Source organism: Brevundimonas sp. TWP1-3, assembly GCF_049896085.1.
Taxonomy (GTDB): domain Bacteria; phylum Pseudomonadota; class Alphaproteobacteria; order Caulobacterales; family Caulobacteraceae; genus Brevundimonas.
The window spans coordinates 875,205-897,696 of record NZ_JAFCTP010000002.1 but is presented as its reverse complement, the minus strand read 5'-3'; the positions used below and the strand labels follow the sequence as shown (position 1 = coordinate 897,696).

The following is a 22,492-nucleotide window of genomic DNA, read 5'->3' as shown; positions in this document are numbered from 1 at the left end:
CTTCATGCTGCCGCGTCCCCGCTCTGAAGGGCGCTTCTGCCGCCTGGAATGTGTCGATACAAAGTGGAAACGCGTACACCCAACTTGCCAGCAATTTCTTCGACTCTCATCGTAGGGTCGGCCAACATCGCCTTCGCCCGCTTTATTTGGGTTGGACCCAAGGCGGGCTTTCGACCGCCGCGCCTCCCCAGCGCTCGAGCGGTCGCAAGGCCAACATGAGTCCGGTCGAGCGCGAGTTCACGCTCGAACTCTGCGACGGCTGCGAAGAAATGGAAGGCCAATCGTCCATCTGCGGTCGTGGTGTCGATCTCCTGCGTAAGCACCCGTAAGGCGATCTCACGCTTCTGCAGATCCTCGGCGGTCTCGACCAACTGCCGGACGGTTCTAGCCAAGCGATCGAGTTTCCAGACAACGAGAGTATCCCCGGCACTAAGGTAAGTGAGCGCGGCCTGCAGCTCGGGGCGATCCCGATTGGCACCCGACGCCTTTTCCAAAAACACGCGTTCGCAACCGGCGCCGGTAAGGGCTTCGATCTGCAGAGCTGGATTGTGGTCACGCGCAGAAACGCGGGCGTAGCCAACGAGCATCGTCATCCTTTCCGAAAACTCGTCGAGTTTCCACTGATTTGGGAGGTGCAAACAAGAGGGCATTTCGGAAGAGCCGTAGCCATCGCTCGGCACGTCGGCCGTCGCAACGCAGATGAGAACAGCTACTATGGAGAGAATGGGCGTCCTAGGATCATCACAACCGCAGCCGAACGCCCGGTCCGCCTGTGGTGTCTGCAGACAGGAAGATCGCACCCGCAGTTTCGAGTGCTGACTGCAGGCGTTCAAGGGTTCCCGTCTGCATGCCGCCACGACCCGTTTCAAACCGATGGATAGTGGAATCAGCGACACCTGAACGTTCAGCGAGCACCTTCACGCTGATGCCAAGGCCAGCGCGGGCCATACGAAGCTGAGCGGGGCCGATCATTTTAGAGAAATCCTCCGACTAGTTGCGGAATTCCGTTGACTAAGTCGGTGAATTCCGCTGAACTCTAACTGAAATACTCCGAAACTCCACCGCTCAGCGTGTTTTGAGCGACCGGACGGCTGCGCGGGAGGTCACGCATGCCTGAGCATCTGCGGATACCGTTCAGAAAGTGGCGGCGGTGGCCTCCAGACAGTCGCCTAGCTATCGCCTTCGCCCGTAACGCCCGAGCCTTTCACGGAATGGCTTGGAGGACCGATAACCGCGTCGACACCCAGTCGGCCTATCACTCCGCCATCGCTATTGAACTTGGCCTCAAAGCCTACCTCTTGCATCGCGGCTTCTCTGACGACTGGACCCGCGTCTGGCTTCGTCACGATGTCAGCAAGGCGCTCCGCTCCGTCCGGATGCTGGGGTTCCAAGGCGTTCCTGACGGCATTGCCGAACTCGCAGCGGCGCTCAGTCCCCTTTATAGCTCCGGCGCCCTGCGCTCCGGCGCAAAGCCGGGCCTGCCGCTCCCACCGGATGTTGCCGATCAAGCCATTTGCGACCTTCTGAGCGCCGTGGAGGCCGCGATAAAGATCGACAGCGGGACAGACAGATGAGCTGCCCGCCATCACAGTCCACTGAGGAAGACCGGGAGCGACAAATTCTTCTTCGGGCGATCCAGGGACTGCCCCGACGCTACCGGGATGTCTTCGTCCTCCATCGGTTCGCCGAAATGACTTTGGAGCGGATCGCCGAGCACTTGGGCATCGAGGAAAGAGCGGTCGAAGCGAGTTTAGCGGAGGCACTGTTTCGGTTGAGCCGCGCCGTCGATAAGGCGGGCGATGCAAGGGCTTCTGACCGGTCGTGAGGGTCTAGGGCCGGTCGTGAGGGTCTAGGGCAGGATAGGCTTTGCGCCGGCATTGTCTGACAAGCGGAGCCGTATCGACCCTCATCTGCTGTGTGGGGAGCAGCGCCGTCCGCCCGCTTCAACCCCGCTTCGCGCCCTGCGGGCTGCGGCAAGCGCCGCAGGCGTTGACCCGGGCGGCCGCCGCCGCTGAGGGCTGGGCGTGATCGATGGATCGATCCGCTTTGCGAGAAAGCGGCGGCCGAGGATTTCCGAGAGAAAGGTTACGGGTATGCCCGCAGTCTCAGAGCGATCAGCTTGGCGGACATGTATGTCCAGCCGACATCAGAGCCGGAGGCGCGTCGGCGCCGGACTCCGCAAGCCCGGCCAGTTGGCGTACAATCGACCGTCCGCATCACCGACACTTGGCCTGATGATCTTCCAATCACCCCGGCTGAACTCCAGGCGGTGGAGGCGTGGCTTGGCGAGGTGCTCGACGAGGTTCTGGGTCCGCGCCTCTGAAAGGAGCAGGACATGAGCCGCCAAGCCGTCACCACGGGAGTTCAGACCCGCGCCGCCCTCTATCTCCGCGTCTCCACCGGACGGCAGGCCGTCAACGATCTATCGATTCCTGATCAGCGCCGTCAGTTGGAAGCCTACTGCGATGCCAAGGGGTGGGAAGCGACGGCGGAGTATGTCGAGCCGGGCAACACCGCCACCGACGACCGGCGCCCATCTTTCCAGTCGATGATCGAAGCAGCGCTGACCAAGCCGCCAGCCTTCGACATGATCGTGGTGCACAGCTTCTCGCGGTTCTTCCGCGATCAGTTCCAGTTCGAGTTCTACGTCCGCAAGCTTGCGAAAAACGGGGTGCGTTTGGTCTCGATCACCCAGGAGCTGGGCGACGATCCCATCAGCGTGATGATGCGCCAGATCATGACGCTCTTCGACGAGTATCAATCCCGCGAGAACGCCAAGCATACCCTGCGAGCCATGAAGGAGAATGCCCGGCAGGGCTTCTGGAATGGCGCGCGTGCGCCCATCGGCTACCGCATCGTCGCAGCGGAGCAGCGCGGGGCCAAGATCAAGAAGACGCTGGAGATCGACCCGCTTCAGGCCGAGACAGTCCGCACGATCTATCGCTGGGCGTTGACCGGCGACGGCGCCCAGGGGCCGATGGGTCTGAAGACAATCGCTACGCGGCTTAACGATCAAAACGTCCGCACGCGAGACGGAGGGCGCTGGGGCATCAGCGCCGTCCATCAGATCCTGACCCGCACCACCTACATGGGTGAGCACCGGTTCAACACTCGCGACCACAAGACCAAGGCCCCGAAGCCTGAGACGGAACACGCCATCATGGCTGTGCCCGCAATAGTGTCGAAGGCTGACCATAAGGCTGTCAGAGCGCGGCTCACCGCTCGAAACCCGAAGTGGACGCCGCCGCGAGTCTCCACCGGCCCGAACCTGCTAACGGGTATCTGCTTCTGCGGCGCGTGCGGCGGCGCCATGACGCTGAGAACCGGCAAGGGCAGTGCGGGCGGCCAGTACCGCTACTACGCCTGTTCGACCAAAGCACGCATGGGCGAGGCGGGCTGCAAGGGTCTCGCGGTTCCCATGGACAAGCTCGACGACGCGATCATCGAGCACCTCGAATCCAGGTTGCTGGACCCGGATCGCCTCGCGGCGCTGATGGAACAGCTTTTGGATCGTCGCGAGGAGTGGGCCGACCAGCGGCGCAGCCACATCGCGGAAATGCGCAAACGGGCCACCGAAGCCGATGCGAAACTCAACCGCCTCTACGAAGCCATTGAGAACGGCCTCCTGGCGCCTGACGACGCCTCACTAAAGGATCGCGTGGCCGAACTGTCAGGCATCCGGGATCAGGCCCGAGCAGACGCCGAGCGGATCGGTGCATCCGTGGATCGGTTGGCGCCGACGATCACACCGGACGCCCTAAATCGGTTCGCCAGCGCCGCGCGGCGCAAGCTGCGGGATCGGACCAGTGGGTATCGACGTGATCACCTCCGAGCCCTGACCCAGCGGGTGGAGGTCATCAGCAAGACCGAGGCGCGCATCATCGGCTCGCGTACGGAGCTGCTGCGAGCCTTGGCGTCCAGTGGTAGTGCGGATTATGCCGCTAGTGGCGGAGTTCTCAGTTTTAAACCGAAGTGGCGCACCCGACAGGATTCGAACCTGTGACCCCTGCCTTCGGAGGGCAGTACTCTATCCAGCTGAGCTACGGGTGCGTATGCGGCGTGACGCCGGAACAGGCCGCTTACAGCAAGGTGCAGGCGGCCTCAATCCCGAATGCGCGGATGACGACCGGATGGCCGCCCTCAATCACCGCCAAGGAAGGCCAACGGCCTCAAGCAGCGTGAAGCGCGATAGGCCCAAAAAGAAAACAGTCACGCGCCAGCGCCCTACTGCGCCGTCATGCCGCCGTCGATCTTGAACTCGGAACCTGTGACGAACTTCGACTCGTCCGAAGCGAGGTACAGGACGCAATAGGCGACGTCGTCCGGTTCCCCGATCCGTTTCAGCGGAATGCCGCGCGCCAAACGCTCGTGGGCCTTGTCCTCGTCGCCGCCGGCCATAGCGATGAAGGGATCCAGGATCGGGGTCTTGATGAAGACGGGGTGGACCGAGTTGCAGCGCACGTTCCAGTCGGCCTTGGCGGCTTCGAGCGCCAGGGTCTTGGTGTACATCCAGACGGCGGCCTTGGTGGCGTTGTAGGCGCCCATGCCGGGGGCGGCGACCATACCTGCGATCGAGGAGATGTTGATGATCGAGGCCGGGGCGGCGGCGCGCAGATGCGGCATCGCGTGTTTGGCGCCCAGCATGATGGAGCGCAGGTTGATCTCGTACTGACGCTGCCAGTTGTCGACCGTGTCCTGTTCGACGAAGGCCATGGGGCCGCCGACGCCGGCGTTGTTGACCAGCACCGAAAGACCGCCCAGGTCGGCGACGGCGGCGGCGATGACCCGCTCCCAATCGGCCTCGCTGGCCACGTCGTGAGCATAGGCGAAGGCGGCGCCGGGCAGCTCTTCATTGATGCGGCGGGTCAGGGCGGCGGCGCGGTCGCCATCGATGTCGGTGACGGCGACGCGGGCGCCCTCGCGGGCCAGCATGAAGGCCATGGCTTCGCCCAGGCCGCCGGCGGCGCCGGTGATCAGGACGGTCTTGCCGGCGACGCGGCCGGTGCGGGCGGCGCTCACGACTTGACGCCCATGTCCGTGGCGACCGCATCGATGAATCGGGCCAGTGCGACGTCCTTGTCGGTCACGCCGTGGGCGTCGTGGGTGGTCAGAAGCACCTCGACCCGGTCATAGACGTTGGACCATTCCGGGTGGTGGTCCATCTTGTCGGCCATCAGGGCGACGCGGGTCATGAAGCCGAAGGCGGCGTTGAAGTCGGCGAACTTCAGCGTCCGCACGATGGCCGAGCGCTCGCCCTCGAAGGCGCGCCATGAGGGAAGGATCTTCAGCGTTTCCGCTACGTCAAGATGGGCTTCGGTCATTAGGGCTTCCTCTTTTCTTTCGGCGTAACGCGCCCCGCGTGTTGCGGCAAGCCGGCGTTCAGGATCGCAAACCGCACGGCGGAACGCATGGTCAAGCTTCCGCGTTCTCAGGCTGTGTGGATGCGCCGCAAGGCGTCGTCCGGTCGTCAGCGGGGTTAAGATGGACAATCTCTGGATCGCCGCGCTGGACGCGGCCGACCGCAAACGTATCGAACCTCATCTGAAGCAGGGCGAGATCGCGCGCGGCCAGATGCTGTACGACGCCGGCGAGGCGGTCGATCGGGTCTGGTTTCCGCTCAAGGGGGTGGTGTCTCTGATGACCATCTTGCCTGACGACAAGATGGTCGAGACCGCCGCCATTGGCCGTGAAGGTCTGATCGGCGTCACCTGCGGCCCGTTCAACGCCCGCGCCGCCAGCCGGGCCATTTCCCAGCGCGATGGCGTCGCCGCCTATTGCTCGGCCGAAGTGTTCGGCGAGGCATTGGACGAAAGCGAGAGCCTGCGCCTGGCCCTGTCTCGCTTTACAGAGGGGCTGATGGCTCAGGTCCAGCAGGCCGCCGCCTGCAACGCCCAGCACCGGCTAGACGAGCGGCTGGCGCGCTGGCTGCTGATGCTGCATGACCGGGCCGAAGACGACCGGATCGACCTGACCCAGGCCGACATCGCCGGCATGCTGGGGGTGCGACGCGCCACCGTGTCCGAGGTGGGGACGGTGCTGGAGGGCAAGGATCTGATCCAGCGAGGGCGCGGCTGGGTCAAGGTGCTGGACCGGGACGGCCTGGAGAAGGCGTCGTGCGGCTGTTACGGCCTGATGCGTGAAGTGACCAAGGATCTGAAATTGCCGCAGCCGGAAGCCGCCTGATCCGGCGTGTGATCGGGTGACGGCGGCGCGGCGACGCGCTAGACGGTGACCCATGACAGACGCCTCCTCGCACGGCCCGCATTCGTCGGGCGACCGTTCCTCCTTCGGCTTCCGCGACGTGGACGCGCGCGAGAAGGTCAAGATGGTGCGCGGGGTCTTCGATTCCGTCGCCTCCAGCTACGACGTGATGAACGACCTGATGAGCGTCGGCGTCCACCGCATCTGGAAGGACATGGCCGCCGCCAAGCTGAACCCGCGTCCGGGCGAGACCATTCTGGACGTGGCCGGCGGCACCGGCGACATGGCTCGGCGCTATTCCAAGATGGCGCGCGCAGCCCAGGAACGGCGCGGCGGAGAAGACGCCAATGTCATCGTGCTGGACTACAACGCCGAGATGATCCTCGCCGGGGTTCACAAGGGCGGCGAGCCGGAGATGAGCTGGTCGGTCGGCGACGCGATGAACCTGCCGCTGCCCGACGCCTCAGTCGACGCCTATTCGATCAGTTTCGGCATCCGCAACGTGGCCCATATCGACAAGGCTCTGTCGGAGGCGCGTCGGGTGCTGAAGCCGGGTGGCCGGTTCCTGTGCCTGGAGTTCTCGCGCCCGACGACCAGCCCGATCCGCAAGGTCTATGACGCCTGGTCCTTCCACGCCATTCCCCGCATCGGCGGCTGGGTGGCCAAGGATCGCGACAGCTATCAATATCTGGTCGAAAGCATCCGCCGCTTCCCCGACCAGACGGCCTTTAAGAGCCTCATCGAGGACGCAGGCTTCAAGCGCGTCTCGGTGACCAATCTGTCGGGCGGGATCGCCGCCATCCACCACGGGTGGGCGATCTGACCCGAGTGTATCGCACGGCCCCGCCGCCGCCCGCCACCGTCGCGGTGCACAATCCCGTGGCGGCCTTTCTGCGCCTGCTGGGCTGGCTGTGGGTTCTGGCGCGCCATGACGCCCTGATCCCGCGCGAGGCCAACCCCCTGCTGCCCGTCTGGGCGCGACCCTTGGCCCGTGCCGTGCAGATGCTGTCCGGCCGAGACGGGCGTCAGGGCCGGCCGGGCCAGAGACTGGGCAAGGCCTTCGAGCACCTGGGGCCTGTGGCGATCAAGCTGGGCCAGGTCCTGGCCACCCGCGCCGACATCTTCGGCCTGCAGTTCGCGCGAGACCTGGGCCGGTTGAAGGACGCCCTGCCGCCCTTTCCTCTGGAGGATGCGCGGCGCGAGATCGAGAAGTCCTTGGGCCGGCCGGTCGAGAGCCTGTTCATCGACCTGAGCCCGCCGGTCGCCGCCGCCTCCCTGGCCCAGGCGCACCGCGCCACCCTGGCCGATGGCCGGGCCGTGGCGGTCAAGGTGCTGCGACCGGGGGTCGAACGCCGGGTCGCCGACGGTCTGGACGCCATGCGGCTGGGCGCCGCCCTGGTCTGGCGGCTGGTGCCCCTGTCGCGCCGACTGGAGCCCCAGGCCTTCGTCGAGACCATCGCCAATTCCATGGATCTGGAGCTGGACATGCGGCTGGAAGCCGCTGCCGCCAGCGAGATGGCCGATGTCATGGCCAAGGACGGCTATATGTCCGCCCCCGCCGTCATTTGGGACGGGGTGGGCAAGCGGGTGCTGACGCTGGAGTGGGCGCAGGGCGTGCCCATGACCGATCCGGCCCTGGCGGACCTGCCCGGCCTGGATGTCGATCTGCTGGCCGACAATGTCGTGCGCGCCTTCCTGGTTCAGGCCCTGGATCATGGCGTCTTCCACGCCGATCTGCACGAGGGCAATCTGTTCGCCAGCGCCCCGGCACATCTGACGGCCATCGACTTCGGTATCGTCGGGCGGCTGGGTCCGGCCGAGCGGCGCTATCTGGCCGAGATCCTGTGGGGCTTCATCAGCCGCGACTACGACCGGATCGCCCGGGTCCATTTCGAGGCCGGCTATGTGCCGGCCCACCATTCGGTCGAGACCTTCGCCCAGGCCCTGCGCGCGGTGGGCGAGCCGGTGATCGGCCGCGCCGCCAGCCAGGTGTCGATGGGCCGGCTGCTGGGCCAGTTGTTCGAGATCACGGCCCTGTTCGACATGCGGCTGAGGCCCGAGCTGATCCTGCTGCAGAAGACCATGGTCTCGGTCGAGGGGGTGGCGCGCCGGCTTCAACCCGATCATGACCTGTGGAAGGCCGCCCAGCCGGTGGTCGAACGCTGGATCCGGCGCGAGCTGGGGCCGCAGGCCCAGGCCCGCGACGCCCTGAACGAGATGATTGCGGCGGCGCGGGCCATCTCGCGTCTGGTGCAGGAGCCGCCGCGTCCAGCGGCGGTGGTCATCGAAAAGTCGGGAACTCCCGCTTGGGTGACTGCTTCAGTCACGGTCGCGGTTCTCGCGGCCCTGACGGCCTTGGGCCTCTCGCTCTGGCCCTATCTGTCCTGACCGGAGCTTTCGCTATGAAGCCGACCCTTATGAAGACCGCCCTGGCCGCAGCCTTGCTTCTGGCGCCCGTTCCCGCCTTAGCCCAAGCCGCCGCGGGCGCAGTACCCAACGCCTTTGATCGGCCCGCGCAGTCGGCGACCCCTCAGGCGCGTCCCGCTCCTGCTGCACCCGCGCCTACGGCTGCGGCCCAGGCGCCCGACATCGCCCGTTCGGAAGAGGCCTTGCGCGCCGTGATCGCTGCGGCCCAGGGGACCGGGTTCGACTATGCGGACTTCACGACGGGCCTGGGAACCCAGATCCGCCAGCAGGAGGCCCAAGTCATCCCGCTGATCAAGGGCTTCGGCGCGATCAAGACCGTCCAGTACGTCAAGCAGGAAGGCGAGGCCCAGATGTTCAAGGTCACCTTCGACAACCAGGTCACCGAATGGATGATCGGCTTCGACGCCGAGGACAAGATCGCCGCCCTGCTGTTCCGACCGGCCGAAAGCTGATCCCTCAGGTCTCCGTCGCGGGCGGCGCATCGTCGTCCGGGATGGGGCCGGTCTGGTGGTACAGACGCGCCGCCGCGTAGCAGGGCGCCACCGTGCAGGTCTTCATGACCAGGCGTGCGGTATAGGCGCCGGCCCTCGTGGGCTGGATGTTTATCACCGGCGCTGAGTCCGGCAGCGTGTCGCGTTCGACAATCTTGCCCGCCGGATCGAGCAGCTCCATATCGAGGTCGGAGCATTCGTTGTCGCATTCGCCAATGATGCGATAATTCTTGCCGTTCTCAAGGTTCAGTTTCCAGGCGTGAACTTCCGTCGGCTGCATCGCGACGACCACATCTTCGACGCCGGCGACGGGCGAAAAGCCCTTGGCCAGTTCCTTGGCGGCCTCATCAAGATAGCCGCGCGCCACGTCGCGAATTTCGGCTCGATCCCGAGCGGACATGGAAACCTGAGGCGTGGCGGCGATGACGGCCTTGTCCTGTTCGGACTGAGCCGGTGCCTGAGGTCCGGGATCGGCGCTTTCCTTCTTTCGGACTTCGTATTGGCCGCAGGCGGCGAGGCCACCCGTCGCCAGCATCAACCCGATCGTCATCGCCCGAAATCGCCGCATCCGCGCCTCACTCAACCGTTGCTGTGGAAGCTGAACGATAACGGCTGCAAGACGTTCCTGCGTCTCAGTCGTCCTGACGGGGTTTTCCTCTGCCGGACTTGATCGTGGACCGTGTGGTCTTGGCCTTCAGCCGTCGTTCCTTCGACGCCTTGGTCGGGCGGGTCGGCACGCGATAGACCGGCCGGATCGAGGCCTCGTCCACCATGGTCTGGAGCCGTTCCATGGCGTCGGCGCGATTGCGCTCCTGGGTGCGGTGGCGCACGGCGGTGATCAGGATCACCCCTTCCAGCGTCAGCCGACTGCCGGCCAGCTTCATCAGCCGCGCCTTGACCGGATCGGTCAGGCTGGGGGAGTTCTTCACGTCGAACCGCATCTGGACGGCGGTCGAGACCTTGTTGACGTTCTGGCCGCCCGGCCCGCCGGCGCGGTAGAAGTGAAACTCCAACTCGTCCTCGGGAATGACGGTGGTCATGAGGCCGCCTTGCGCGCCTTGACCACGGCCTGATCCAGCGCCTGCAAGAACCGTGAGCGGTCGGCGGCCGAGAAGGGCGGAGGGCCGGAGGTGGCCACGCCCATGGACCGCAGATGCTCGCCCACCATCCGCCCGGCCAGGGCCGAGCCGATGGAATCCGGCGTGAAGGGCTGGCCGTTGGACTTCAGCGCCTGGGCGCCCGACTTCAGGCAGCGGTCGGCCAGAGGAATGTCGGCGGTGATCACCACGTCGCCGACGGTCGCACGCTCGGCGATCCAGTCGTCGGCGATGTCGGGACCGGCGTCGACCACCACCTGTTCGACCAGAGGCTCGCGTGGAACCTGCATCCAGGTGTTGGAAACGACATAGGTCTTCAGCCCATAGCGCCGCGCGACGCGATAGACCTCCTCCTTCACCGGGCAGGCGTCGGCGTCGATGTAGAGAACCGTGGGCATGGGCGTGACCTAGCGCGGACGGCGCAAATGAAAAAGGGCGGGACCGCGAGGCCCCGCCCTTTCCGTTCACATCGAAGCCGCCGTCAGTTGCGATAGGCCGGGGGCATGGGCGTCTGCTGGCGATAACGGTCGCGGAGCAGCAGGGCGCGGCTGGTCAGGGGTTGTTCGACGCCGTCGATGAAGACGGCCGAGGGCTGGCTGAGTGGCTCCAGCGGGTCGCCGGACCAGACCACGACGTCGGCGGCGGCGCCCGGCGCGATCTGGCCGAACTGTCCGTCCATGCCGAAGATCCTGGCCGGATTGACCGTCAGGGCGGCGATGGCGGCGCCATAGGGCAGGCCGTGCGAGACGGCGTTGCCGGCGTTGTAGCGGGCCTCGCGGGCGCGGTGGGTCGAGCCCTCGTTGCCCTTGATGGCGATGACGACGCCGGCCGCGTTCAGGGCCGCCGCATTCTCCATCCGCGCCGCCCGCATCTCGAAATCGCTAGGCAGGTTGGAGATGGGGTTCAGCAGGACGGGCACGCCCGCCGCCGCGATGTCGCCGGCGACCAGCCAGCCTTCCTCGGCGCCGTCCAGGATCAGCTTGATCCCTTCCTCGCGCGCCAGACGCAGCACCTGCTGGATGTCCGACGCCCGGTGGACGCTGACGATCAGGGACATCGAACCATTGGCGACCGGGATCAGGGCTTCCAGGTCCGCGCGCGACAGGCTGAGGTCGCGCAGGCCCGCCCGCTCATAGGCGGGCTTGTTGCGGGCGTAGAGGCGGACCTCGGCCATCGTCTCCTTGAACAGGACGAACTGGGCGCCGCGAGCGCCGCCGGCGATGTCGGCCCCGGCCTCGCCGAAGGGGGCGACCATGGCCACGCGCGGCTTGACCAGGATGTCGCTTCCCTGGGCCAGTCGGATGACCGCCCCCTGACCGGCGAACAGGCCGGGTGTCTGATAGCCGCCGTCGCCGGCGCCGGCCGTTTCGTCCTCATGCACATGGCCGCCGGACGAGCCGGGGTGCTGGGGCACGACCACGGCGCGGGTGATCCCGCCCAGCCGAGCGACCGGCAGGGTGAAGGACCAGGGGTCCAGGCCGTAGGAGATGTCGAAGGCGGCGCTGAGGGTGTTGGCGCTGTTGCGCAGTTCGTTGGTGCCGCCGACGGCGCCGACCTCGGTCCCGGCTAAACCGGAATCGACGGCGACGAAGCCGGGGGCGACCACCTTGTCGGTCGCGTCGATGACGCGGGCGCCGGACGGGGCGCTGCCTGAGCCGACCGAGACGATCTTGCCGTCACGGATCACGACCGTGCCGCCCTCGATGACGGAGGTTCCGGTCAGAACCCGGCCGCCGACGATGGCCACGGTGTCCTGGGCGAGGGCGGGGGCGGCGAGGGACAGGGCCGCGACCGACAGGGCGGCGAGGGGGCCCGCGAGGATGTGGGACAGACGCATCAGCGGGCTCCTTCGGCGACGTTGGCGGCGGTCAGGCCATAGCCTGGCTGGCCCAGCTCGAAATCGCTGGTCGGCTGATAGGCGGGGTTGGTCCGGTCGAAGGTCAGGGCGCCGTCGATGAAGACCTGGTCGGCGCGGGCGTAGATCGAGAAGGGATCGGCGCTCCAGATCACCACGTCGGCGCGCTTGCCCGGCTCCAGCGAGCCGGTCTGGTCGGCGATGCCGATGGCCTTGGCGGCGTTGGAGGTGATCCAGCCGATGGCGTGTTCTTCCGAAATGTTAAGCCCAGCGCGGCGACCGGCCGACAGGGCGGCGGCGGCCTCCTGATTCAACCGTTGAGTCAGTTCGGCGTCGTCGGAGTGGATGACGGCGCACGAACCCTGTTGCGCGTCCACCAGGGCCGCGTTCTCCTCGATGGCGTCGAGCGCCTCCATCTTGAAGCCCCACCAGCCGGTCCACATGGCCGCGCAGATGCCGTTGGCGGCCAGTTGCGGGGCCAATTTGTAGGCCTCGGTGGCGTGGTGGAAGGTGGTGATCCGGTAGCCGAACTCCTTGGCCATATCGATCATCATGGCCATTTCGTCGGCGCGGTAGCAGTGGTTCTGGATCAGGATGGACCCGTCCAGCACCCCCACCAGGGTCTCGTTCTGAAGATTGCGGGTCGGGGCCGCGCCCTCGCCGTCCTCGCGCCACTTGTCCCATTTGGCCTTGTAATCGCGCGCGGCGATGAAGGCGGCGCGATAGCCGGCCATATTGCCCATGCCCGTCGCCGGGCTCTGGTTGCGGCCGCCATAGACGCGCGACGGGTTCTCGCCGCAGGCCATCTTGACCGTATAGGGGGCGTCCGGGAACTTCATGCCCTGCATGGTGATCGACGGCGTGTTGCGAATGGTCACGCCCCGGCCGCCGAACAGATTGGCCGAGCCGGGCAGGATGTGAAGCGTGGTGACGCCGCCGGCGCGGGCGGTGTTGAAGCCCGGATCCTGGGGCCACAGCGAATGTTCGGCCCAGACCTGGGCGGTGTTCGGGCTGGTCGCCTCGTTGCCGTCGCTCATGCCGCTGACGCCGGGCGACGGATAGACGCCTAGGTGGCTGTGAACGTCGATGACGCCGGGGGTGACATAACGGCCGCGCGCCTCGACGACGCGATAGCCGGCGGGGACGGGGGTCGAGGCGTCGCCGACTGCGGCGATCTTGCCGTCCGTGACCACGACCACGCCGTTTTCGATCTTGCGGTCCGTGCCGGTCAGGACGGTCGCGCCGACCACGGCGAAATCCTCGCGCGGCAACGGTTGATAGGTGGAAGGATAGGGGTTCAGCGTGGTCGCGGGATCCAGCCCGGCGGCCATCGTCTGGTCCTTCGACGGTTTTGCGGCGGTGTCGTCGGAAGTCTGGCCGGTGGTGGCGCAGGCCGACAGGCCCAGCACGGCGCATGTGATGGCCGCGAGGCTGACGCCCCGCAGATGATGTCCGATCATCGAAATCCCTCTCCCCGCGAATGCGTCAGCCCCGACGCCGCTTGCAGCCGTCATAGAAAGGCGTTCGGTCGCGACCGTCAAAAGGTTTCGGTGTTCGTCCCATGGCAGCGGTTTGGGCGCGCTTGTTCTGGACGCCCCGCCCTGCGACGGCTAACGGCAGGCGCATGAGCTCCGACGACCGTCCCGAGGACGAAAACCCCCATCTCGACCGCCCGCTGCGGTCGTTCGGCCGCATCAAGGCCCGTCCGATCAAGCCCCGTCAGGCGGCGCTGATGGAGACGCTGCTGCCGCAGATCGCCGTGCCCGAACCCAAGGCCGGGCCGCTGGACCCCAGGACGATGATGCCCGAGGCCATTGAGGTCTGGCTGGAGATCGGTTTCGGCGGCGGCGAGCACATGGCGGCCCAGGCGGCGACGCGGCCGGACGCCCTGGTCATTGGTTGCGAGCCCTTCCTGAACGGGGTCGCCTCGGCCCTGCGCCATGTCGAGGAGGGCGGGTTGGAGAATGTCCGCATCCACGCCGACGACGCGCGAGACCTGGTCGACGCCCTGCCCGACGCCTCGGTGGACCGGCTGCTGATCCTGTTTCCCGATCCCTGGCACAAGGCCCGGCACAACAAGCGTCGCCTGCTGCAGGACGAGACGGCCCAAGCCTTCGCCCGCATCCTGAAACCGGGCGGGACGCTGCGCTTCGTCACCGACTGGCTGGACTATGCCGAATGGGCGCTGGAGCGGCTGAACCGCACGCCGGGACTGGAGCGGATCGGGGCGGCGGATCAGGACTGGTTCGTCCCGCCCGCCGACCACGTCGTCACCCGCTATGAGGAAAAGAAGCTGGGCGACACCGTTCCGGTCTTCCTGGAGTTTCGAAGGACGAAATGACGCGGCGGTTGCGTCGTCTTACGCACCCCGCCCTTTGGCGGATATTTAACGAACCTCGTTAGCAGTGTCCCAAACGGTGAGATTTGGGGACGGGCCTATGAAGGCGTTGACGATCGGCGGGCGGATCAATCTGCTCGCTCTGGTGACCATGGCGGGGCTTCTGGTCATCACGGGTCTGTCGCTGATGCGGCTGGACGCCGCCATGCGCGCGGACATCGCCGACCGCACCAAGGCCTCGGTCGAGATCGCCTACAGCGTCGTGGCCCACTATCAGGCTGAGGAGCAGGCGGGTCGCCTTTCCCGTGTCCAGACCCAGGACGCCGCCAAGGCGGCCGTCGGCGCCATGCGCTACGGCAACGACGACTATTTCTGGATCAACGACATGCATCCCACCATGGTGATGCACCCGATGAAGCCGGCCCTGAACGGCACGGATCTGAGCGAGAACAAAGACGCCGACGGCGTGCTGATGTTCAAGGAATTCGTCAGCGTCGTTCAGCAGCAGGGCGAAGGCTAAGTCGATTATCAATGCCAAGCCGAACCAGGAAGAGGCCTCCCCAAAATCTCCTATGTGAAGGGTTTCGCCCCCTGGGGTTGGGTCATCGGCTCGGGCGTCTATACCGATCAGATCGCCGCCGCCGTCGGCAAGGCGGCCATGACGCTGGGCGCCATGGCGCTGGCGGTCGCGCTGTCGATCGGGGCGACCGGCTGGTTCATCGGACGCTCGGTATCCAGGCCGGTGGTGGCCCTGGGTCGGCGCATGCGCGGCCTGGCCGACGATGACAAGACCACGGAAATTCCCGGCGTGGCGCTCGGCGACGAGATCGGGCAGATGGCCACGGCCCTGGCCATTTTCCGCGAAGCCGCCATCGAAAAGGACCGGCTGGAGGCCGAGGCCTTGTCGCAACGCTCGATGAGCGAACAGGAACGCGCCGCCCGCGAGGCCGAAAAGGCGCGCGAGGCCGAAGAGGACCGCGTCACCATCACCGCCCTGGGCCAGGGCCTGTCGGCCATGGCCGACGGCGACCTGACCTATCGGATCGAGGCCGAGTTCGCGCCCAAGGCCGCCGAGCTGAAAACCGACTTCAACGCCGCCATCGCCCAGTTGCAGCAGGCCGTCTCGGTCGTGGTCTCCAACATCGCGGGCATCCACTCGGGCGCCGGCGAGATCAGCCAGGCCGCCGACGACCTGTCGTGTCGCACCGAACAGCAGGCCGCCGGTCTGGAAGAGACCGCCGCCACGCTCGACGAGATCACGGCGACGGTGAACAAGGCGGCCTCGGGCGCGCGTCAGGCCTCGGACATCGTCCAGGCCGCCAAGGGCGACGCCGAGACCTTGGGCGTCATCGTCCGCGACGCGGTGTCGGCCATGCAGGCTATCGAAGGCTCGTCGTCGCAGATCAGCCAGATCATCGGCGTCATCGACGAGATCGCCTTCCAGACCAATCTCCTGGCCCTTAACGCCGGGGTGGAAGCCGCCCGTGCTGGCGAGGCCGGTCGCGGCTTCGCGGTGGTCGCCTCCGAAGTGCGCGCCCTGGCCCAGCGTTCGGCCGAAGCTGCGAAAGAGATCAAGACGCTGATCTCGACCTCGACCACCCAGGTCGGTTCGGGCGTGAAACTGGTCGGTCAAACCGGCGAAGCCCTGCAACGGATCGTGGACCGGGTCGCCGAGATTGACGGGCTGGTGTCGGAAATCGCCGCCTCGGCCCAGGAACAGGCCGTGGGCCTGGCCGAGGTCAACACCGCCGTGAACCAGATGGACCAGGTCACCCAGCAAAACGCCGCCATGGTCGAGCAATCGACCGCCGCCAGCCATTCGCTGGCGCAGGAAGCGCTGTCGCTGCAAGCCTCGGTGGCTCAGTTCCGTGTGGGCGACAACGTCCAGGCGCCGGTGTCACGCACGGCGTCCGCTCGCGTGGGCCGCTCCCCTAATCTCAAGGTGCAGGCACTGAAGGCCGTCGGTCGCGGCGGCGCCGCGCTCAAACCTCAGGCCGCGTCAGAAGGCTGGGAAGAATTCTGAACCAGGAGAGGCTGCGTAAGTCTCTTAACGATCTTCGATATATGTAATCCCACCTATTTCGTCGTTTACCCTTTTTCGTGACGAACGGCGCAGCTTCCAAGTCGAGTTTCAGACTCGCGCGTCTGTCGCTTTCGAAAGGTCTGTATCCAGACGATCTGGGGCCGTCCTGCGCGTTTATTGAATCAAGGATTCGACGTCTCGAATCCGATCGGCCCATGGGCCTGGAGATGGGTGTGAACAAGATTCTGTCCGATACGAAGATCTCGGTGAAGATCATCGTGCCCTTGATCCTTCTGGCCTTGGTGGCGCTGGGCGGCGCCGCTTACAGCGCCTGGAACATGAAGAAGATCGACGCCCAGTACAGCCAGTTGGTCGATGTCGAGAACGTCGCCTTGGTGAAGATGGTTCGAGTCAATCGAACCATGCAGGGCATGGCCTACGACGCCTACAAGGTCTTGGTCTACGACGGTTCCTCGGCCAGAGCGCGCGAGGCGGCGGACGACGCGGCCCAGAAAATTCAGGCGATCGAGACCTTGCTGAGCGAGGCCGAAACCTTGGTTCCGGAATGGAAGGCGGAGGTAGACGCGTTGCGTGCGCCCCTGAAAGAGGTCAGCGACCTGGCGACGCGGTCTATCGCGCTCGGTCTGGCCAATGACGAGGCGGCAGGCCCCTTGATGACCGAGATGGACGGCAAGATGGCGGCTGTGATCCCCAAGTTGACCGACTTTACGAACGCCAAGGTCGCGGCCAGCGCCGAGAAGTCGACCCAGCTGTCGGCGGACGTGGGCCAGGCCGCCATGACCACTCTGATCGCCATCGGCATCGCGACCCTGATCGCCATGGCCGTGGGCCTGATCGTGTCCCGCTCCATCGTCAGCGCCCTGACGGGCATCGGGGAACGGATGGCCAAGCTGTCCGGCGGCGACACCACCATCGAGGTGCCGCACGCCCAGCGCAAGGACGAGATCGGCAAGATGGGCTTGGCCCTGCTGGTGTTCCGCGACGCCGCAATCGAGAAGATTCAGCTGGAGGCCGAAGGGGCGGCGCTTCGCAATCAGTCGGACGAGGAACGCGCCAGAAACCAGCGCGCAGCAGACGCCAGGGCCCGTGAACAGGCGGTCGTGGTCGCAGCCTTGGGCGAAGGGCTGGACCACCTCAAGCGCGGCGATCTGACCTACAGCATCGCCCAGGAATTCCCTGACGACTACGCCAAGCTGAAGATCGACTTCAACGCGGCCATCGCCCAGTTGCAGCAGGCTTTGGGCGTGGTCCTGGGCAATGTGGCGGGTATCCGCTCGGGCGCCGGTGAAATTTCGCAGGCCGCCGACGATCTGTCGCGCCGCACCGAACAACAGGCGGCTTCGTTGGAAGAAACCGCCGCCGCTCTGGACGAGATCACGGCCACGGTGAACAAGACCGCCTCAGGCGCGCGTCAGGCTTCCGATGTCGTTCAGGCCGCCAAGGGCGACGCCGAGACCTCGGGCGTCATTGTTCGTGACGCCGTCCAGGCCATGCAGGCCATCGAGAACTCATCCTCGCAGATCAGCCAAATCATCGGCGTGATCGACGAAATCGCCTTCCAAACCAATCTTCTGGCCTTGAACGCGGGCGTCGAAGCCGCTCGCGCCGGCGACGCCGGTCGCGGCTTTGCGGTCGTGGCCTCCGAGGTCCGGGCCCTGGCCCAGCGTTCGGCGGAAGCCGCGAAAGAGATCAAGACCCTGATCTCCACCTCTACCACCCAGGTCGGATCGGGCGTCAAACTGGTCGGCCAGACCGGCGAGGCCCTGCAACGGATTGTCGACCGCGTCGCCGAAATCAACGGCCTTGTCAGTGAAATCGCGGCCTCGGCCCAGGAACAGGCCGTCGGCCTGGCCCAAGTCAACACCGCCGTGAACCAGATGGACCAGGTCACCCAGCAAAATGCTGCGATGGTCGAGCAATCGACGGCCGCCAGCCACTCGCTGGCCCAGGAGGCCGAAAGCCTGCAGGCGTCCGTCGCGCAGTTCCGCGTCGGCTCGACCGTCGCATCGGCGCCGATCCCCGCGCCACGCAGGGCGTCTTCAACCGCCGCCCCGCCGGCGCGCTCGCCCCATCTCGTCGCCGCGCTGAAGACGGTCGGCCGAGGCGGCGCGGCGCCCAGGGTCGCCGCCATGGCGGCCGAGGATGGCTGGGAAGCGTTCTGATTTAGGAGGTCGGCAGGGCTGGCGTTTCGACGAGGCGCCGCCCAGCTATGGCGCCAACCGGAGCCCTGCGATGACCTTCTCGATCTACGACGCCGCCTCGCCGATCTTCCTGCGCGGCCTGACCAATCTGTCGGGCTGCCTGGACAAGGCGTCGGCGGAGGGCTTCGACGAAGCCGCCCTGGTCCAGGCGCGCCTTCATGACGACATGCGGCCGCTGGCGTCGCAGGTTCAACTGGCCTCGGACTCGGCCAAGGGCGCCGTCGCCCGGCTGGGCGGCGTCGCCCGGCTGGGCGGCGTCGACAATCCGTCGATGGCCGACACCGAAACGACCTTCGCCGAGTTGAAGGACCGTATCGCCCGCACCCTGGCCTTCATCGAGAGCGTGGAGCCCGCCGCCTTCGTCGGCGCCGAGACCCGTCCGGTCGTGCTAAAGACGCCGAACCGCGAGCTGCACTTCGACGGTGCCGGCTATCTGACCAGCTTCGTCCTGCCCAACTTCCACTTCCACCTCACGACCGCCTACGCCATCCTGCGCAAGGAAGGCGTGCCGCTGGGCAAGATGGATTATCTGGGTCGGCTGGCGCTGATTTGACCCCCGACTTCGCCCGAAGCTGACGAAGAGGGCTGACAAGCGATCGTGAACAGCCTATATGGCCCCTCACATCGTTAGACCGGCGTCCAACGGCGTCGTTCCAAGCGGCGGCCCGGACGGACCGCCGCTTTTGTTTTGGATATTCGTCGCTTGCGCGCAAGAACCGCCCAGGATCGCCAACTGCTGGACCTGATCGACCCCATCGCGGAGTCGCTCGGACTGGAAGTCGTGCGCGTCCGACTGATGACCGGCTCCAAGCGCCAGCGCCTTCAGGTCATGGCCGAACGCCCGTCCGATCATGACATCTCGGTCGAACAGTGCGCCAAGCTGAGCCGCGCCGTGTCCGAAGTGTTCGACGCCGCCGACCCCATCGCCGGCGAATATATGCTGGAGGTTTCGTCGCCCGGTATCGACCGGCCCCTGACCCGTCCCATCGACTTCGACCTGTTCGAGGGCGAGGAGGCGCGGCTGGAGACGGACCGGATGATCGAGGGCCGCAAGCGGTTCAAGGGCGTGCTGGCCGGCTACGAGGACGGCAACGTCCTGATCGACCTGGACGGCGAGGAAGAGACCGCCCTGATCCCCTTCGACTGGCTGAGTGACGCCAAGCTGGTCCTGACCGACGCCCTGATGAAGCGGGGCGCCGCCATTCGCGCCGCGCGCGGCGAACCCGAAGACGACGGCCTGCCCGAAGGGGAAGCCGAAGACGCAACAACCGACACCACGACCCCTTCTGAGGACAACGCCTGATGGCCGTCACCGGTATTTCCGCCAACCGCCTCGAACTGCTGCAGATCGCCAATGCGGTCGCGCAAGAAAAGAACATCGAGCGCGAGGTCGTCATCGAGGCGATCGAGGAGGCGATCCAGAAGGGCGCCAAGTCGCGTTACGGCGCCCATCACGACATCCGCGCCAAGATCGACCACAAGACCGGCGAACTGTCCCTGACCCGTCACGTCACCATCGTCGAGGACGACTGGATGCCGGAAGACGAGCTGGAAGAGTTCAACGACAGCGCCATGGTGCGCCTGACCGACGCCTCCAAGCGCGATCCGGAAGCCGTCGTCGGCAAGGAATATGTCGAGACCCTGCCGCCGTTCGAGTTCGGCCGCGTCCAGACCCAGATGGCCCGCCAGGTCGTGACCGGCAAGGTCCGGGAGGCCGAGCGCGCCAACCAGTACGAAGAGTTCAAGGATCGCGTCGGCGAGATCGTCAACGGCACGGTCAAGCGCGTCGAATACGGCAACACCATCGTCGATCTGGGCCGGGGCGAGGGCGTCATGCGCCGCGACCAGTCCATCCCGCGCGAAGTGTTCAACATCGGCGACCGGATCCGCACCTACATCTACGACGTCCGGCCCGAGGCTAAGGGCCCGCAGGTCATGCTGTCGCGCGCCCATCCGGGCTTCATGGCCAAGCTGTTCGCCCAGGAAGTGCCTGAAGTGTACGACGGCGTGATCGAGATCCGCGCCGCTGCGCGTGACTCGGGCTCGCGCGCCAAGATGGCCGTCCTGTCGAACGACAGCTCGATCGATCCCGTCGGCGCCTGCGTCGGCATGCGCGGCTCGCGCGTTCAGGCGGTCGTCGCCGAACTGCAGGGCGAGAAGATCGACATCATCCAGTGGAACCCGGACGAGCCCACCTTCATCGTCAACGCCCTGGCCCCGGCCGAAGTCTCCAAGGTCGTGCTCGACGAAGAAGCCGGCCGCGTGGAAGTCGTCGTGCCCGACGAACAGTTGTCGCTGGCCATCGGCCGTCGCGGCCAGAACGTGCGTCTGGCCTCGCAACTGACCGGCTGGCAGATCGACATCATCACGGAAGCGCAGGACAGCGAGCGTCGCCAGCGCGAGTTCAGCGAGCGCACCGGCCTGTTCCAGGAAGCCCTGGACGTGGACGAGGTCATCGCCCAGCTGCTGGTCACCGAAGGCTTCGCGACGGTGGAAGACCTGGCCTATGCCGACCCCTATGAAGTCTCCGAGATCGAAGGCTTCGATGAGGAGACCGCCGAGGAACTGCAGGCCCGCGCCCGCGAATTCCTGGACAAGAAGGCGGCCGAGCTGGACGCCAAGCGCGTCGAGCTGGGCGTCGAGGACGGCGTGCTTCAGGTGCCGGGCGTGACCCTGCCCATCGCCGTCGCCCTGGGCGAAGGCGGCGTGAAGACGGTCGAGGATCTGGCCGACCTGGCCACCGACGAAATCCGCGGCGGCTACGAAGTGAAGAACGGCGAACGGGTCAAGGTCCCCGGCGTGCTGGAAAGCTTCAACCTGGCCCAGGAAGACGCCGAACTGCTGATCCTGCAGGCGCGTGTCGCCGCCGGCTGGATCGACGCTTCGGAACTGCCGCAGCCCGAGCCGGAAGAGTTCGAAGACGGCGAGTTCGCCGAGGGCGAATACGACCCGGACCAGGTGTTCGGCGATGCGCCTGCCGAGGCTGATGCTTCCGACGACGCTTCTGACGACACGGGGGTCCTCGCCGAGGACGGCTCCGAACCGTCGAACGCGTGATGGGAGACCTGGCCACATATGAGCTTGCGCGACGCAACGATCGATAGGGAACGCCGGGACCTCGTCACTCACGAGGTCATGGACGAATCTCGCCTGATCCGTTTCGTCGCCGGGCCCGATGGCCAGGTGGTTCCCGACCTGGGCAGGAAACTGCCCGGACGCGGCCTGTGGGTCGAAGCCAGCCGCGCCTCGATCGAGACTGCGGTCAAGAAGAACGGCTTCACCCGCGCCGCGAAAACCAAGCTGACCGCTCCGGCTGACCTCGCCGATGTCGTCGAACGGCTGCTTGTCAGGCGCTGTCTCGACCAACTGGGTCTTGCCCGGCGCGAAGGCGTGCTTATCTCTGGCTTCGAGAAATCCGCCGCGAACATCCGTTCGGGCAAGGCCGCCTGGGTGGTGGAAGCCGCCGACGGCTCGGCCGACGGGCGTGGAAAAATCCTCGCCCTGGCCCGCCATCAGACCGCGAAAGTCTGCGGCGCGTTCACTGTGGACGATTTGAGTTTGGCCCTTGGGCTGGAAAATGCGATACACGCCGTCCTGCTTGCGGGCGGACGCGCCGATCGGTGGACCATAGAGGTCGAACGACTGGCTGGATTTCGGCCGCTTCGCCCCCCTCACTGGAATGTTTCCAGTGTCGAGGACGGACCGGCGGGAGCAAACCCTTCAGGGGCGAGTTAGGATTTTGGCGGCCGAAGGCCTGTCTCCAAGGGCGGAGACGGGCTCACGGTCGTTCATGGGTATTAGATGAGGACGGCGGGCCTTTCCGCCCCGAGTAAAGCGA

Annotated in this window: 23 protein-coding genes, 1 tRNA gene and 1 pseudogene; 15 read left to right on the top strand and 10 right to left on the bottom strand. The window is 66.1% G+C overall.

The genetic code is table 11. The annotated features are described in order from the left end of the window. Window positions 1–2: 2 nt before the first annotated feature. Window positions 3–593: a recombinase family protein gene (locus ACP693_RS16300; RefSeq protein ID WP_426020720.1), complete on the bottom strand. Its 591-nt coding sequence runs from the start codon at window positions 591–593 to the stop codon at window positions 3–5. Between the two features lie 148 nt (window positions 594–741). Continuing rightward, on the bottom strand, window positions 742–972 hold the full coding sequence (locus ACP693_RS16295) for a helix-turn-helix domain-containing protein (protein WP_426020718.1): 231 nt from the start codon (window positions 970–972) through the stop codon (window positions 742–744). Window positions 973–1,109: 137 nt separating this feature from the next. Here ACP693_RS16295 and ACP693_RS16290 point away from each other — a divergent pair, with 137 nt between their 5' ends. The 3 genes from ACP693_RS16290 to ACP693_RS16280 all read left to right on the top strand — a co-directional run bounded on the left by ACP693_RS16290 (window position 1,110) and on the right by ACP693_RS16280 (window position 4,003). After that, a complete protein-coding gene (locus ACP693_RS16290) occupies window positions 1,110–1,574 on the top strand; it encodes a hypothetical protein (RefSeq protein ID WP_426020717.1) in 465 nt (154 codons plus the stop codon). Next, window positions 1,571–1,825, top strand: coding sequence for an RNA polymerase sigma factor (locus ACP693_RS16285; protein ID WP_426020716.1), 255 nt, complete (start codon window positions 1,571–1,573; stop codon window positions 1,823–1,825). Before ACP693_RS16290 ends, ACP693_RS16285 begins: the two co-directional genes overlap by 4 nt. Before the next feature lie 510 nt (window positions 1,826–2,335). Then, window positions 2,336–4,003 (top strand): recombinase family protein, encoded by a 1,668-nt coding sequence (locus tag ACP693_RS16280; protein WP_426020715.1) that lies wholly within the window; start codon window positions 2,336–2,338, stop codon window positions 4,001–4,003. Here ACP693_RS16280 and ACP693_RS16275 read toward each other — a convergent pair. The 3 genes from ACP693_RS16275 to ACP693_RS16265 all read right to left on the bottom strand — a co-directional run bounded on the left by ACP693_RS16275 (window position 3,974) and on the right by ACP693_RS16265 (window position 5,321). Continuing rightward, window positions 3,974–4,050, bottom strand: a tRNA-Arg gene (locus ACP693_RS16275). The two genes, ACP693_RS16280 and ACP693_RS16275, sit on opposite strands and share 30 nt — an antisense overlap. Window positions 4,051–4,224: 174 nt before the next feature. Next, complete coding sequence (locus ACP693_RS16270) at window positions 4,225–5,019, bottom strand: SDR family oxidoreductase (RefSeq protein ID WP_426020714.1); 795 nt, start codon at window positions 5,017–5,019, stop codon at window positions 4,225–4,227. Beyond that, window positions 5,016–5,321: a 4a-hydroxytetrahydrobiopterin dehydratase gene (locus tag ACP693_RS16265; RefSeq protein WP_426020713.1), complete on the bottom strand. Its 306-nt coding sequence runs from the start codon at window positions 5,319–5,321 to the stop codon at window positions 5,016–5,018. Before ACP693_RS16265 ends, ACP693_RS16270 begins: the two co-directional genes overlap by 4 nt. Window positions 5,322–5,481: 160 nt before the next feature. Between ACP693_RS16265 and ACP693_RS16260 the strand changes: the two genes are divergently transcribed. Genes ACP693_RS16260 through ACP693_RS16245 form a run of 4 tightly spaced genes read left to right on the top strand, consistent with a single transcriptional unit; the run spans window position 5,482 to window position 9,080 of the window. Continuing rightward, a complete protein-coding gene (locus tag ACP693_RS16260; protein ID WP_426020712.1) occupies window positions 5,482–6,183 on the top strand; it encodes a Crp/Fnr family transcriptional regulator in 702 nt (233 codons plus the stop codon). Window positions 6,184–6,235: 52 nt separating this feature from the next. Then, window positions 6,236–7,024 carry a bifunctional demethylmenaquinone methyltransferase/2-methoxy-6-polyprenyl-1,4-benzoquinol methylase UbiE gene (gene ubiE / locus ACP693_RS16255; protein WP_426020711.1) on the top strand — a complete coding sequence of 263 codons (789 nt, stop codon included), beginning with the start codon at window positions 6,236–6,238 and terminating at the stop codon, window positions 7,022–7,024. Beyond that, window positions 7,012–8,589: a 2-polyprenylphenol 6-hydroxylase gene (gene ubiB / locus ACP693_RS16250; RefSeq protein ID WP_426020710.1), complete on the top strand. Its 1,578-nt coding sequence runs from the start codon at window positions 7,012–7,014 to the stop codon at window positions 8,587–8,589. The genes ubiE and ubiB overlap by 13 nt, the downstream gene beginning before the upstream one ends. 14 nt (window positions 8,590–8,603) lie before the next feature. Continuing rightward, window positions 8,604–9,080, top strand: a complete 477-nt coding sequence (locus ACP693_RS16245; RefSeq protein ID WP_426020709.1) for a hypothetical protein — start codon at window positions 8,604–8,606, stop codon at window positions 9,078–9,080. A gap of 4 nt (window positions 9,081–9,084) precedes the next feature. On the opposite strand, the gene ACP693_RS16240 is transcribed toward ACP693_RS16245, so the two are convergent. The 5 genes from ACP693_RS16240 to ACP693_RS16220 all read right to left on the bottom strand — a co-directional run bounded on the left by ACP693_RS16240 (window position 9,085) and on the right by ACP693_RS16220 (window position 13,531). Further along, the gene (locus ACP693_RS16240; RefSeq protein WP_426020708.1) at window positions 9,085–9,669 is read right to left on the bottom strand and encodes a hypothetical protein; all 585 of its coding nucleotides are present in this window, start codon (window positions 9,667–9,669) and stop codon (window positions 9,085–9,087) included. An 82-nt stretch (window positions 9,670–9,751) separates the two neighbouring features. Beyond that, window positions 9,752–10,159, bottom strand: coding sequence for an alternative ribosome rescue aminoacyl-tRNA hydrolase ArfB (arfB, locus tag ACP693_RS16235; RefSeq protein ID WP_426020707.1), 408 nt, complete (start codon window positions 10,157–10,159; stop codon window positions 9,752–9,754). Next, on the bottom strand, window positions 10,156–10,614 hold the full coding sequence (locus ACP693_RS16230; RefSeq protein WP_426020706.1) for a YaiI/YqxD family protein: 459 nt from the start codon (window positions 10,612–10,614) through the stop codon (window positions 10,156–10,158). Before ACP693_RS16230 ends, arfB begins: the two co-directional genes overlap by 4 nt. Window positions 10,615–10,697: 83 nt before the next feature. Further along, window positions 10,698–12,053 (bottom strand): amidohydrolase family protein, encoded by a 1,356-nt coding sequence (locus ACP693_RS16225; protein WP_426020705.1) that lies wholly within the window; start codon window positions 12,051–12,053, stop codon window positions 10,698–10,700. Further along, window positions 12,053–13,531, bottom strand: a complete 1,479-nt coding sequence (locus ACP693_RS16220) for an amidohydrolase (protein ID WP_426020704.1) — start codon at window positions 13,529–13,531, stop codon at window positions 12,053–12,055. Before ACP693_RS16220 ends, ACP693_RS16225 begins: the two co-directional genes overlap by 1 nt. 164 nt (window positions 13,532–13,695) lie before the next feature. Between ACP693_RS16220 and trmB the strand changes: the two genes are divergently transcribed. The 8 genes and pseudogenes from trmB (at window position 13,696) to ACP693_RS16180 (ending at window position 22,389) form a co-directional block, all read left to right on the top strand. Next, on the top strand, window positions 13,696–14,412 hold the full coding sequence (gene trmB, locus ACP693_RS16215) for a tRNA (guanosine(46)-N7)-methyltransferase TrmB (protein ID WP_426020703.1): 717 nt from the start codon (window positions 13,696–13,698) through the stop codon (window positions 14,410–14,412). A gap of 97 nt (window positions 14,413–14,509) precedes the next feature. Next, window positions 14,510–15,049, top strand: a pseudogene (locus ACP693_RS16210) (cache domain-containing protein); the annotation flags it as partial. A gap of 18 nt (window positions 15,050–15,067) precedes the next feature. Continuing rightward, on the top strand, window positions 15,068–16,432 hold the full coding sequence (locus ACP693_RS16205) for a methyl-accepting chemotaxis protein (RefSeq protein ID WP_426020747.1): 1,365 nt from the start codon (window positions 15,068–15,070) through the stop codon (window positions 16,430–16,432). 227 nt (window positions 16,433–16,659) lie between these two features. Next, a complete protein-coding gene (locus ACP693_RS16200; protein ID WP_426020746.1) occupies window positions 16,660–18,615 on the top strand; it encodes a methyl-accepting chemotaxis protein in 1,956 nt (651 codons plus the stop codon). Between the two features lie 70 nt (window positions 18,616–18,685). Beyond that, complete coding sequence (locus ACP693_RS16195) at window positions 18,686–19,207, top strand: DUF1993 domain-containing protein (RefSeq protein ID WP_426020702.1); 522 nt, start codon at window positions 18,686–18,688, stop codon at window positions 19,205–19,207. A gap of 150 nt (window positions 19,208–19,357) precedes the next feature. Then, window positions 19,358–19,957 (top strand): ribosome maturation factor RimP, encoded by a 600-nt coding sequence (gene rimP / locus ACP693_RS16190; RefSeq protein WP_426020701.1) that lies wholly within the window; start codon window positions 19,358–19,360, stop codon window positions 19,955–19,957. Beyond that, window positions 19,957–21,711, top strand: coding sequence for a transcription termination factor NusA (gene nusA, locus ACP693_RS16185; protein WP_426020700.1), 1,755 nt, complete (start codon window positions 19,957–19,959; stop codon window positions 21,709–21,711). The genes rimP and nusA overlap by 1 nt, the downstream gene beginning before the upstream one ends. A gap of 18 nt (window positions 21,712–21,729) precedes the next feature. Continuing rightward, window positions 21,730–22,389, top strand: coding sequence for an RNA-binding protein (locus ACP693_RS16180; RefSeq protein WP_346497374.1), 660 nt, complete (start codon window positions 21,730–21,732; stop codon window positions 22,387–22,389). Window positions 22,390–22,492 lie beyond the last annotated feature (103 nt).